Origin of the sequence: Paraburkholderia sp. BR10937 (assembly GCF_040965695.1) — a bacterium.
Taxonomy (GTDB): domain Bacteria; phylum Pseudomonadota; class Gammaproteobacteria; order Burkholderiales; family Burkholderiaceae; genus Paraburkholderia.
In genome coordinates, this window is sequence record NZ_JBFRCL010000011.1 from 65,319 (window position 1) to 77,463 (window position 12,145).

Here is a 12,145-nt window from a genome sequence, read left to right on the forward strand (position 1 = left end):
ATCGTCAGAAGTCGGAATACAGCCGGCCGCGATTGAAGATGCGGGCCGGGTCGAAGGCGGCTTTCAGGCCGCGATGGATCCTCATGAGCGGCGCGGGCAAAGGCGTGAAGACGCCCGCGCTGCGGTCGTAGTCGCGCCCCGTGCGGAACATCGTGGCGTGACCGCCGGCTTGCTTCGCGCTGATACGCACCGTTTGCGCGTCGGTTTCCGTGATCCACCAGCGCTGCGCGCCGCCCCACTCCATGAGTTGCGCGCCCGGCAGTTGCAGCGGCTCCGCGATCGAGGGCAGCGCGAGCCGCCACAGCGCTGCGTTGGGCGCAATCGACGCAAAGAACGGATCGGTCTGCTCGCGCAGGCCCGCCCAGAAGCGTTCGGCCTCCACGGCGTCCACCACTTCGCCGCCCAGGCTCGCGCGGGCTGTCTTCACCGCGGCTTCCGCACCCGCGAGGCGTACCGCGAGCGTGCCGTTGCGCCAGGCGCTCGCCGTCATCGGCAGCGGCCGGCCGCCCCATTCGTTGAGCTTGCGCACGGCGTCGGTGCCGTTCATGTCGAACTTGAGCGTGGTTTCCGCTTGCGGCGCCGGCAGCACCTTCACCGAAAGCTCCAGCAGCAGGCCGAGCGTGCCGAGCGAGCCCGCCATGAGCCGCGAAACGTCGTAGCCCGCCACGTTCTTCACGACCTGGCCGCCGAAATGCAGCACTTCGCCGTGGCCGTTCATGAGCACCGCGCCCAGCACGAAGTCGCGCGCTGCGCCCGCGCTCGCCCGCCGCGGCCCCGCAATGCCTGCGGCAATGCAACCGCCCAGGGTGGCCTGGGCGCCGAAGTGCGGCGGCTCGAATGCGAGCATCTGGCCGTGGGCCGCAAGCGCCGTTTCGATTTCCGCAAGCGGTGTGCCGGCGCGCGCCGTGATCACCAGTTCGGCCGGGTCGTACGCGATGATGCCGCGGTGCGCGCGCGTGTCGAGAATCTCGCCTTCGAGCGACTGGCCGTACCAGTCCTTGGTGCCCCCGCCGCGGATGCGCAGCGCCCGCCCATCCGCGCTCGCCGCCCGGATGCGTTCGGACCAGTCCGAGACGATGTCGTCCTCTTCCATGTCGTGATGGTCGCGCTCGTTCGTTATATGGTTCGTTCGATTGTACTGAGCGAACCTCGCCTGACAACCCGGAGCGGACCCTCATTCGGGTCACGCGATATGCATAGACGGCGCGGTGCCGGGTGCGCGTTTGCGCGTCTGTCAGAAGCGCGGCAACTCGGGGTGCGGCAGCAGATTCCCGCGCACGTGCATGCGCCCGTACTCGGCACAGCGCGCCCGCGTGGGAATGCCCTTGTCGGGGTTGAGCAGCCTGGCCGGGTCGAACGCGTGTTTTACCGCATGAAACGCGTCGCGCTCCTGCGGCGAGAATTGCACGCACATCGAATTGATCTTCTCGATGCCCACACCGTGCTCGCCCGTCACGGTGCCACCCAGTTCGACGCAGGTTTCGAGAATGTCCGAGCCGAAAGCCTCGGCGCGGTGCCATTCGTCGAGGTCGTTGCCGTTAAAGAGAATGAGCGGGTGCATGTTGCCGTCGCCGGCATGGAAGACGTTGATACAGCGCAGTCCATACTGCTTTTCCATCTCGTGGATGCGCGCAAGCAGCGGCCCGATCGCGCGGCGCGGCACGGTGCCGTCCATGCAGTAGTAGTCGGGCGAGATGCGGCCCGCGGCCGGAAACGCATTCTTGCGGCCCGACCAGAAGCGCAGGCGTTCTTCCTCGGTGCGCGAGATCTGGATGCGCGTGGCGCCATGCTCGCGCAGCACCGTGGTCGTGCGCGCGATCTCGTCGGCGACTTCCTCGGGCGTGCCGTCGGCCTCGCACAGCAGGATGGCGGCGGCGTCGAGGTCGTAGCCCGCATTGACGAACTCTTCCACGGCGCGCGTGGCCGGCTTGTCCATCATTTCGAGGCCCGCCGGAATGATGCCCGAGGCGATGATGCCCGCCACGGCGTCGCCGCCTTTCACGACGTCGTCGAAGCTCGCCATGATGACCTGCGCGGTTTGCGGGCGCGGAATCAGCTTGACGGTCACCTCGGTCACGATCGCGAACATGCCTTCGCTGCCGATCATCACCGCGAGCAGGTCGAGGCCCGGTGCATCGGGCGCGAGCGAGCCGAATTCGACGATCTCGCCGTCCATCGTCACGGCGCGCACGCGCAGCACGTTGTGCACCGTGAGGCCGTACTTGAGGCAATGGACGCCGCCCGAGTTCTCCGAAACGTTGCCGCCTATCGTGCAGGCGATCTGCGACGAAGGGTCGGGCGCGTAGTAAAGGCCGAAGGGCGCCGCCGCTTCGGAAACGGCCAGATTGCGCACGCCCGGCTGCACGGTAGCCGTGCGCGCGTACGGATCGACTTCGAGAATGCGCTTGAAGCGCGCGAGCGAAAGCACGATGCCGTGCCGGATCGGCATGGCGCCGCCCGAGAGGCCGGTGCCCGCGCCGCGCGGCACGACCGGCACGTCGAGGCGCCGGCAGATCTGCACGATGCGTTGCACCTGCGACTCGGTCTCCGGCAGCGCCACGGCGAGCGGCAGCCGCCGGTAGGCGGCAAGGCCGTCGCACTCGTAGGCGACGGTGTCCTCCTCGCGATGCAGCAGGCAATGCGCCGGCAGCACGGCCATCAACGCCTGGACCACCTCGCGCTGGCGTTGCGCGAGCGCTTCCGGGCTCAGCTCGGGCAAGTTCGCCTCGGGTGCGTTCATGTCTCCTCCCGTCTGTTGCGCTTGAGTGCGCTTCTCAGCGCTTGTCGGTTACACCGCCCAGCTGAAGATCTTGCCCGGATTCATCAGGTTGTGCGGATCGAGTGCGTGCTTGATTGCGCGCATCGTGTCGATGGTGTCCGCGCCGTGCTCTTCGACGAGGAAATCCATCTTGTGCAGGCCCACACCGTGTTCGCCGGTGCAGGTGCCGTCCATCGCGATTGCACGCTGCACGATGCGGTGATTCAGGCGCTCCGCCTCGTCGATTTCCTCGGGCTTGTCCGGGTCGATCAGGATCGCCACGTGGAAGTTGCCGTCGCCCACGTGGCCGACGATCGGGCAGGGCAGCGGCGAGGCCTTGAGATCGGTTTCCGTCTCGATCACGCATTCGGCGAGGCGCGAGATCGGCACGCACACGTCGGTCGTCACGGCGCGGCAGCCGGGCTTGAGCTGCAGCATCGCAAAGTAGGCGTTGTGGCGCGCGTTCCACAGGCGGCTGCGGTCCTCGGGGCGCGTGGCCCACTCGAAGCCTTCGCCGCCGTGCTGCGCGGCAAGCTCCTGCACGAGCTGCGCCTGTTCCGCGACGCCCGCCTCGGTGCCGTGAAATTCGAAGAAGAGCGTGTGCTTTTCGCGCAGCGTGAGGTTCGAATGCTTGTTGATCGCGCGCACCGCGAGCGAGTCGATGAATTCCACGCGCGCAATCGGCACACCGATCTGGATCGTTTCGATCACCGTGCGCACGGCCTCCGCCATCGAAGGGAACGCGCACACCGCCGCCGAGACGGCCTCGGGCTGCGGATAGAGCCGCACCGTGATTTCGGTGATCACGCCGAGCGTGCCCTCTGAGCCGACGAACAGGCGCGTGAGGTCGTAGCCCGCCGACGACTTGCGTGCGCGCGTGCCGGTCTTGACCACGCGACCGTCGGCGAGCACGGCGCTCAGGCCGAGCACGTTCTCGCGCATCGTGCCGTAGCGCACGGCGTTGGTGCCCGAGGCGCGCGTGGCCGTCATGCCGCCGATGCTCGCATCGGCGCCCGGGTCGATCGGGAAGAACAGGCCCGTGTCGCGCAGCGCTTCATTGAGTTGCTTGCGCGAGATGCCGGGCTCGACGGTCACGGTGAGATCTTCGGCGTTGATCGAGAGCACGCGGTTCATCTGCGAGAGGTCGATCGACACGCCGCCCTGCACGGCCAGCAAGTGACCTTCGAGCGACGAGCCGTTGCCGTAGGGAATGATCGGCACGCCATGACGGGCGCACAGCTTGACGATGGTCTGGATGTCCTCGGTGCTCTGCGCGAACACCACGGCGTCGGGCAGTTGCGGGTCGAAGGGCGATTCGTCGCGGCCGTGATGGGCGCGTACGGCTTCGGCGGTGGAGACGCGTTCGCCGAACGCGCCGCGCAGTTGATCGAGGAGTTCGGTGGGGAACGGGCGGCGTGCGAGGGCCGGCGGCGCGGGGTGATTCACGCGGGTGTCTCCTTCGTATGGGTATGGCTTCTGGTTCGGTCCATTTTACGCTGAACGTCCGCGCCGCAAAGCCGCGCTCCTTATGCTGCGGTGCACGACACCTATAATGGGGCCGGCAGGCATGGGCACATACACGGCGCCAGGCGCGCGTGATGCGCGACCTGCGCGAATCTACAGCTTCGGAGAGCACGACATGGGCAATCGCCTGAGCAAGATTGCAACGCGCACCGGCGACGACGGCTCGACCGGACTCGGCGACGGCAGCCGCGTGCGCAAGGACGACGCGCGCATCGCCGCGATCGGCGACGTCGACGAGCTGAACTCGCAGATCGGCGTGTTGCTGTGTGAAACGCTCCCCGATGACGTGCGAGACGCGCTCGTCGCAATCCAGCACGACCTGTTCGATCTGGGCGGCGAATTGTGCATGCCGGGCCACACGCTCGTGACCGACGAACACCTCGCGCGGCTCGATGGCTGGCTCGAGCACTACAACGCCACGCTGCCGCCACTCAAGGAATTCATCCTGCCAGGCGGCTCGCGGGCGGCGGCACTCGCGCACGTGTGCCGCACCGTATGCCGGCGCGCCGAGCGCGCGGTCGTCACACTGGGCGCCTCGGCGAACTCGGGCCCGCCGCTCGCCGATACGCCGCGCCGCTACGTCAACCGGCTCTCCGACCTGCTGTTCGTGCTCGCGCGCGTGCTCAACCGGGCCGCGGGCGGTAGCGACGTGCTCTGGCGGCACGATCGGGGCGCGGAAAAGCGCGAGGGCGGGGGCGCGTAAGGCATAAAAGGGCGCGAGCGCCTGTCGCCCCGCCCGGCCGATGTGCGCTTCAAGGTGGCGTCTAGCGTCCAATCGCACCGCCATCGTCCGGAACAGACTGTTTCCCGCACCGCAAAAGCGTTGCCGAAGCGCGCTCCAAGGCCATCCGGCGCGCCTTCACGGCCGGCGCAATCGGGAAATTGCTGGGGTGCGACAAAATGCCTGGGTCGGCCTGTCGCATTAAAGATGTATCTTGTGTGCATCTTTACCACGGAGAAGCCGTATATGACTGCGCTCACCGCCGACCAGATGGCCCGCGTGAAGGCCACTGCGCCCGTTTTCGCCGAGCACGGCGCCACGATCACCAAGCATTTCTACAAGCGGATGTTCGCCGCGCACCCCGAGCTCAAGAACATCTTCAACCAGACGCATCAGCAAAGCGGCAGCCAGCCCGAAACGCTCGCCCGCGCGGTGTACGCCTACGCGGCGAACATCGACAATCTGGGCGCGCTCGGCGGCGCGGTCACGCACATCGCGCACAAGCACGCGAGCCTGAACATCCGTCCGGAGCACTATCCGATCGTCGGCCGCCATCTGCTCGGCGCCGTCGTGGACGTGCTCGGCGACGCCGTGGATCAGCCCACGCTCGACGCCTGGGCCGTGGCTTACGAGCAACTCGCGAACATCATGATCGGTACCGAGGCGAAGCTGTACGAGGGTGCTTCGTGGAGCGGCTTCCGTCCGTTCAAGGTGATGCGCAAGCAAGTCGAAAGCGACGAGATCACCTCGTTCTATCTCGCCCCGGCCGACGGTGCATCCGCAGGCGGCTTCGAGCCGGGCCAGTACGTGAGCGTGACGCGTTTCGTCGACAAGCTCGGTGTGGACCAGCCGCGTCAGTACAGCCTCTCGGACGCGCCCCACGGCAAGTGGCTGCGCATCTCGGTGAAGCGCGAGGCTGGCCGCGGCGAAGCGCAGCCGGGCCACGTGTCGAACATCATGCATGACGGCGTGGAAGAAGGCGCGGTGGTGCACGTGAGCGCGCCGATGGGCGAGTTCACGCTCGATCGCAAGAAGACCTCGCCGGTCGTGCTGTTGAGCGGCGGCGTGGGCATCACGCCGATGAAGTCGATGCTCTCCACGCTGATCGCCGAGCGCAGCGAGCGCAAGGTGACTTTCGTGCACGCGTGCCGTAACGCGAAGGTGCACGCATTCCGCGACTTTCTGCGTCATGCAGTGTCCGAGTACCCGAACGTCAGGCGTGCGGTGTTCTACGAAGAAGTCGGTACAAACGACCGCCAGGGCGTGGACTACGACTTCGAAGGACGCATCGATATCGGTCGCATCGAAGCGGATGTGCTGCAGCCCGACGCCGACTACTACCTGTGCGGCCCCGTGGCGTTCATGCGCGAACAGCGCGAGGCGCTGATTGCCCGCGGCGTCGATGCTTCGCGTATCCACACGGAGATCTTCGGCTCCGGCATGCTGTAACGTTGCATACCCGGCACGCTGAAATTACACGCTGAGTACGCCGAATGAAAAAACGCCGCGCGAAAGCGCGGCGTTTTGCGTATGCAACGGTAAAACATGTATCGAATTGCGACCGCCATTACTCGCCCGAAGCCCGCCGGTTCACGGCGCGATACCCCGATGGCGAAATCGAGAGCCTGCGCCGGAAGATCCGCGCGAGACGCTCGCCGCGTGGCACGCCGCAGCGTTGCGCGATCTCGTCGATGGGAAGATTGGTTTGCGCGAGCAGAAGGCAACTGGCGTCGAGCCGGGTGCGCAACAGATATTCGGACGGCGTGAGGCCCGTTTGCGTCTTGAAGTGGCGCAGGAAGTTTCGCATGCTCATCTGCGCGACGCGCGCCGCGTCGGCAACCGAGATCGGCTGATGGTAGTTCTCGCGCAGCCAGTGCGCGGCCGAGCTGATCTTGCCGTTCGCGCTGTCCGACTCGCCATCGTCGAGCATGGGGCCGAGCCGCTCCCACGAGCCCGGCATCGAGTCCTCGGATACGCGCTGCGCCAGCGCCACGCCGTGATTGCGCTTGACCACCTTGAGCGCGGCGACGAGCGCCTCGGAAGGCGTGACGACCGAAGCGCCGGCGTTGCGCGCTTCCAGCGCCCGGCGTAGTCGCTGTGCCGAGTTTGCCGTATTGCCGCCCGTGCGCAGGAAGGGCACATCGGCGGCGGCGAGTACGGCGCGTCCCTCGCCGAGTGCGCGAATGATGCGCACTTTCGGTGCGAGCATCTGCAGCCGCGTGATGAGCCGCGCGTTCTCGCGCGCCTCCATCGCACCGGGGCCGCCGGCGATGAATAGTGTGTCGAAGCCGCTGCGCAGCGGGCCATGCAGGCTCTCGGACCATATCCGCAGGCCGCAGCCGCTGGCCACGTTGCCGCCAGGCTCGGAAAGCATGACGATGGAATAGGCAGGAAGCGTGTCGGCGCAGGCATCGTTCGCGAGACGGAACACATCGGCGAGCAAGGTCACATCCCCGAGCGGGAAGCCCTCGAAAACCAGGATGCCTATGCGTTTGGCCACGTGTCCGAACTTCAAGTGAGCGCCGCGCGGCTGGAAAGCGGCTTGCCGGCAGACCACCCTGTCGATGTACATGGCCGGTTCCTCGCGCAGAAAGGATTCGCAGGAGTACGTTGCGTTTTTGCGCCGCGTGCCCTGACCCGGCTGTGTCGGGCTGTTACATGCGGTCACATCACGCTCTCGGGATTCATGATAGGCCGGTGGGCTGCTGGCGCACGCCGCAGTCTGAAAATGGCGAGAAGTTGGCAGAATGGCTCGGTATGCCGGGCAAGGCGGCTCGGCCTTGACCGGGCGCTGAACCGGGGTCTTACGGGCGCGCACGCGCGCCCCACGCGCGCTTCACGAACGCCGCGCGGGCAATCCACGACGCGCGTGTGTCTGTCGCCAGGGCGTTTTCAGCAGAAATATTGTTTCGAATTCTTGTGCACGTCCTCGCGCATGAGCAGCTCCTCGGGCCACAGCCACGCGTACTGGCTGTGCTGATCGAAGCGCCCGACAGGCACGGTGCTGTCCAGCATGAACGCATACGCAAGCACAACGTAATGTGTGCCGATACCGTTTTCCGCCGCGAAGTTGTCTGGATAGTGATGCTCGTAGACGCCGACGAAGCGCGCGGCCGAGCGCTGCATGCCCGCAATGCCGAGCTCGGTTTCGACGATGCGCGTGAATGCGGCGTCGAGCCATTCGTCCTTGTGGATGCGCCCGCCCGGCACGAACCACTTGCCGCGCGCCGGGCGATTGCGTCGTTCGCCCACAAGCACGCGGCCGTCGGCGTCGGCGACGATGAGGTCGATCCCGACAAGCGGTGCGAGCCGCACAACCTCGAGGAATTCGGTAGGCGACAGCATGGACGAGCGGATCCGTGGGGTGGCGGTCGTGTCGATATGATTGTCTCGAGCGCAGCCGTTGCGCGCGCGGCGCATGACAATCAGGCGTCGCGTTCATCAGCAGTCTAGGCGGCTCAAAATTGCGTTGCACTGTCCAGAGCCGCCTAAGTCTCGCTATCGTGGGCCAAGATGCGAGCCCAGGCGTTTGCGCTCAGGGCTTCGGCGCGACGTAGCCCGCGGGCGTAACAGCATTCGATCTGGCGACCTCCGCGTTGTCCGACACTACATACACGGGTGATTCGGTCAGACGCAGCGGGAGCATGCCGTCGTTATAAGTCATGATGGTCGGGTTGCCCATCATGTCGAACACGCTCACCTTGCCCGAGCGCCCGCGCGCGTCCACCTGAAGCGTGTAGTTCGTCGCGCGCGTCGCGTCGAACCCGGTCTTCGCGCTCCAGCGCGCGTTGTCGTGGCTCCACAACGCCGTGATCACCTTGCCGCCGCCCGGACGCGCGAACGCGTAGGCGTAGACGCCTGCGGGCGTGCCGCGCAGCGGCCCGAGTGTATACGTACCGTCGATCAGCCGCGTCATGGTCGCGACCGCGAGCGCGGCCGGCTTCGGGCTGATGTTCGACGCCCCGTACATGCCCTTCGGATGCTCGAGTTCGAAGAACACGCCGTAGCCCGGCGTCGTCTCCGGCATGTCCGCACCATAGAAGACGAAGGTGGTGTCCGCGCCTTCGCCGAGCAGGATCAGATGTGCGCGCGACACGACCGCGCCCTGCGCGTAGAGCGTTTGTGCATCGGGATAGTTGGCTGCGTAATTCGTACCGATGTCGTAACTAATACCCGTTTCGGTCACGAAGAGCGGGGCGCCAGGCTTGAGCACGTCGCGCATCGTCGTGCGCAGCTCGCGCATGGCTTCGGGCAGCGAAAGCGTGCCTTTTTCAGGTGCGCCGTACAGACGCTCCGGCGGATGCGAGGGGCTGGTACCGAAATCGTAGTAGCCGTGGATCGTCACGCCATCAAGATATTTAGCAATGCCAATTGGTGCGAACTTCTTGAGCCACTCCGTGTTGCCCTGCACGCCTGCATAGGTCGGGCCCATCACGATCGCCGACGGATCGGTGGCGTGGATGCCCTCGTAGACGGTCTTGTAGAGATCGACGAAATGCGCGTCCGTGTCTTTCCACGGCAGCCCGCCGTCCTTGTCGGGCTCCCACGTAACCTGGTAGTAGTTGTGCGCCTGGCGCGGGAAGACGCGCGCACGGATGCGTGCGGACTCCGCGCCAACGCGCGACATGTATTCGCGTAGCTGGCCCAATGACGAAGGCACGTAGCTGTGGGTCTCCTCGCCGTTCGGACTCGCCCACCCGGGAAAGCCGTCGAGCGTGATCAAGCGCATGATGTCGCCGGGCTTGAACTGGAGCTCGAGCTGGGAGGCGGCAGCGTCGAACGTATTCGGACCTTTGGGCTCCATGACGTACCAGCCCCGCTTGTCGTTGGCCCACGCCAGACCGAGGTCGGTGTAGAGCGGACGCAAGCCGTCGCCGCCGCAGCAGTGCTGTCCGGGCGCGATATATGCTGAGCCTTGTCCACCGAAGCGGTGCAGGTCCTGGCGCGCGAAAGTGGGCGCGGGAAGTGCTGAACTCACATCGGGCAGCACGCCGAACGTGGTGATGCCGGCCGGCCGGGTGCCGCGCTGGGGCAAACCCGTAGACGGCTGCGAAGCCAGCGACGCTGAAAACGCGAAGTAGCCCGCCTGCGGCAGCGTGCAGGTGAGCGACGTGACGCGCGGGCCGGCTGCCACCGTGAAGCTGCCGCTTGCCTGCGGACGGCTCCAGGTATCCGTGATCTGCCATTGCACCTTGTCGTCGCGCGTCGCGCGCGTGCTCACGTCGATGCGCACGCTCTTGCCGCGGGGAAACAGGCGTGTTCCGTCGCTGCCGGGCGTATCGGCGAAGATGGGGTCGTCGCCCGCGTCTGTCGCCGCGCGGCCGGCGGCGCTCCTGCAAACGGGCGCGTCGGCGGCGCGGCAGCTCATCGCCGGGAGCAGCACGCCGAGCACGCCCAGCGCGAGCGTTGCGGCCGGCATCCATGAAAAAGCGCGCGAGCCGCGCGCGGGAGGAGGGTTTACAAGTGCGGATGCAAGGGCTGGGCGCAATGTCATTGGCAGGTTCCTCACAGCATGAAAGGGTAAGCCTAGTTGTTCGAGCCAGTCATTTGACGCCAGCCTCCAGGCTTTTCGCGCAATTTCTCCTGGAAGCGCCTCGCGCGAGTTGTGCAGTGCTCGCGGAGCCCGATCATATAAAGCGGCTTTTTGTGAATTTTTTTATTGTGCGGCGCAAACAGGATTTAACGGGTTTAAAATGCCCCTCGCATGCTCGAAATCGGAGCCCGAAGCTTCTTAAACATCATTTAATCAGACGAATCGACTTGCCGTTTTTAATTGGTCGTTTCGCTTCCATCCCATGCGTACGCATCGATCGGAAGCGTCAAACGATTTGGTAGTAACAAAGGCGAATATACCTGTCTGTAACGGTTATCCGGTACTTTTGCCGATTCGATGTAATCGAACCACTTGCCTTTCACGCGGTTTGCTTTTTTGTCATTTGGCTTGGCGCCATACCTTCAAATCGGTCCTCGACCGGACTAAATGCGCCAATGTCTCGCCAGTTTCGGTCAGTCGTCGTTGGGGGAATATTTCTCTGCCTATGATGCACTGCACATGGAATGCTATCGAAATGCTATTACCGGGACTTTTCGCTTGATACGGGGGATTGTTTAGGGGAAAAGCATGTCGTACGCAAGTCTGGATTTGCCGTCGTTCAGCCGCCCGCATCTAGTGACCGCGGGCATCAGCCGAGAGGTGCGTCATATCGCAATTCTGCTGTTCGATGGTTGTTCGCTCCTCGGCGCCGGTATCGTGGCTGAAGTGTTTCATGTAGCGAACGAACTCTCGACGGACACCGCTCGCAGTTCACCTTACGATGTAAGCATCCTTTCGGCCGATGGTGGCAACGTGACGTGCTCGTCGTCGGTACGGGTCTGGACAGATGGACTCGATGCGCGCCACTACGTCGGCTTCGACGCGCTGTTCGTGGCGGGTGGAAAGGGCGCCTTCGCGGCCGCCAACGACGAGCGTCTTGTCGCGTGGCTGCGTCGCGTGCACGCGAATACCGGCACCATTCGTCCGATTGGTGAAGGCCGTTCACTGCTCGAAGCAGCGAGTCTGTGCGGCCAGCGCACGCAGCACGAGTTCGGCTCGTATGCGATGCAAACGGGACGCGAGGAAGCAGGCGGCGACGCCGGCGACCGGCTCGAGTCGATGAAGAGCGCGCTCACGCTCGTCAAGCGGGACCTGGGCGTGGATGTTGCGCGCGCCGTGACCGAGCGGCTCATGCCCGATTCGGGCGGCAACCTGCTGCCGTTCCTCGGCGATGCGCTTGGCAGTGCGCCGGCCGACAAAGTGCGCGCAGCGGCGCGCTGGCTGCAGGAAAACTGTCAGCGGGCCATTTCGATAGCGGACGCAGCACAGGTCGCCGCGATGAGCGAGCGCAACTTTCTGCGCCGCTTCAAGCTGGAGATGGGTATCACGCCATCTGATTACTTACTGCATGCGCGTCTCGCGATTACCTGCAGTCTGCTCACCGATTCGGAATTGCCGGTCGACAAGATCGCGCGCCGCACCGGCATGGGCAATGGCGACCGCCTCGCCAAGATCTTTCGCAAGCGCATGATGATTTCGCCCACCGAATACCGCGAGCAAAGCCGTCGCGAGGCCGGTGTAGAGGCACTGTAGCCGCGGACGCTGTAAC

General features: G+C 65.3%; 9 protein-coding genes. 3 read left to right on the forward strand and 6 right to left on the reverse strand.

Features of this window, described 5'->3' with window-relative positions; genetic code table 11:
• Positions 1-4 precede the first annotated feature (4 nt).
• The 3 genes from glcE to AB4Y44_RS11730 all read right to left on the reverse strand — a co-directional run bounded on the left by glcE (position 5) and on the right by AB4Y44_RS11730 (position 4,204).
• Positions 5-1,093 carry a glycolate oxidase subunit GlcE gene (glcE, locus tag AB4Y44_RS11720; protein WP_368699610.1) on the reverse strand — a complete coding sequence of 363 codons (1,089 nt, stop codon included), beginning with the start codon at positions 1,091-1,093 and terminating at the stop codon, positions 5-7.
• 141 nt (positions 1,094-1,234) lie between these two features.
• Positions 1,235-2,740, reverse strand: a complete 1,506-nt coding sequence (locus AB4Y44_RS11725) for an FAD-linked oxidase C-terminal domain-containing protein (protein ID WP_028201996.1) — start codon at positions 2,738-2,740, stop codon at positions 1,235-1,237.
• 48 nt (positions 2,741-2,788) lie between these two features.
• Positions 2,789-4,204, reverse strand: a complete 1,416-nt coding sequence (locus tag AB4Y44_RS11730) for an FAD-linked oxidase C-terminal domain-containing protein (RefSeq protein ID WP_342919327.1) — start codon at positions 4,202-4,204, stop codon at positions 2,789-2,791.
• Between the two features lie 193 nt (positions 4,205-4,397).
• On the opposite strand from AB4Y44_RS11730, the gene AB4Y44_RS11735 reads away from it, so the two are divergent.
• Both AB4Y44_RS11735 and hmpA read left to right on the forward strand, forming a co-directional pair.
• Entirely contained in the window at positions 4,398-4,985 is a 588-nt protein-coding gene (locus AB4Y44_RS11735; RefSeq protein WP_368699611.1) for a cob(I)yrinic acid a,c-diamide adenosyltransferase, read from the forward strand.
• Between the two features lie 264 nt (positions 4,986-5,249).
• Positions 5,250-6,452, forward strand: a complete 1,203-nt coding sequence (gene hmpA / locus AB4Y44_RS11740; protein WP_368699612.1) for an NO-inducible flavohemoprotein — start codon at positions 5,250-5,252, stop codon at positions 6,450-6,452.
• 118 nt (positions 6,453-6,570) lie between these two features.
• Here hmpA and AB4Y44_RS11745 read toward each other — a convergent pair whose 3' ends face one another.
• From AB4Y44_RS11745 to AB4Y44_RS11755, 3 genes are all read right to left on the reverse strand, one after another.
• Complete coding sequence (locus AB4Y44_RS11745; RefSeq protein WP_368699613.1) at positions 6,571-7,575, reverse strand: GlxA family transcriptional regulator; 1,005 nt, start codon at positions 7,573-7,575, stop codon at positions 6,571-6,573.
• Positions 7,576-7,895: 320 nt separating this feature from the next.
• Positions 7,896-8,348 carry a GDP-mannose mannosyl hydrolase gene (locus AB4Y44_RS11750; RefSeq protein WP_042262452.1) on the reverse strand — a complete coding sequence of 151 codons (453 nt, stop codon included), beginning with the start codon at positions 8,346-8,348 and terminating at the stop codon, positions 7,896-7,898.
• Positions 8,349-8,538: 190 nt separating this feature from the next.
• Positions 8,539-10,422, reverse strand: a complete 1,884-nt coding sequence (locus AB4Y44_RS11755; protein ID WP_368699614.1) for a hypothetical protein — start codon at positions 10,420-10,422, stop codon at positions 8,539-8,541.
• 702 nt (positions 10,423-11,124) lie between these two features.
• Here AB4Y44_RS11755 and AB4Y44_RS11760 point away from each other — a divergent pair.
• Complete coding sequence (locus AB4Y44_RS11760; protein WP_368699615.1) at positions 11,125-12,129, forward strand: GlxA family transcriptional regulator; 1,005 nt, start codon at positions 11,125-11,127, stop codon at positions 12,127-12,129.
• Positions 12,130-12,145: the final 16 nt, after the last annotated feature.

Bases quoted from the DNA above. Each gene is read 5' to 3' on its own strand.
- glcE (WP_368699610.1), bottom strand. From the start codon at position 1,093: ATGGAAGAGGACGACATCGTCTCGGACTGGTCCGAACGCATCCGGGCG.
- AB4Y44_RS11725 (WP_028201996.1), bottom strand. From the start codon at position 2,740: ATGAACGCACCCGAGGCGAACTTGCCCGAGCTGAGCCCGGAAGCGCTC.
- AB4Y44_RS11735 (WP_368699611.1), top strand. From the start codon at position 4,398: ATGGGCAATCGCCTGAGCAAGATTGCAACGCGCACCGGCGACGACGGC.
- hmpA (WP_368699612.1), top strand. From the start codon at position 5,250: ATGACTGCGCTCACCGCCGACCAGATGGCCCGCGTGAAGGCCACTGCG.
- AB4Y44_RS11745 (WP_368699613.1), bottom strand. From the start codon at position 7,575: ATGTACATCGACAGGGTGGTCTGCCGGCAAGCCGCTTTCCAGCCGCGC.
- AB4Y44_RS11750 (WP_042262452.1), bottom strand. From the start codon at position 8,348: ATGCTGTCGCCTACCGAATTCCTCGAGGTTGTGCGGCTCGCACCGCTT.
- AB4Y44_RS11755 (WP_368699614.1), bottom strand. From the start codon at position 10,422: ATGCCGGCCGCAACGCTCGCGCTGGGCGTGCTCGGCGTGCTGCTCCCG.
- AB4Y44_RS11760 (WP_368699615.1), top strand. From the start codon at position 11,125: ATGTCGTACGCAAGTCTGGATTTGCCGTCGTTCAGCCGCCCGCATCTA.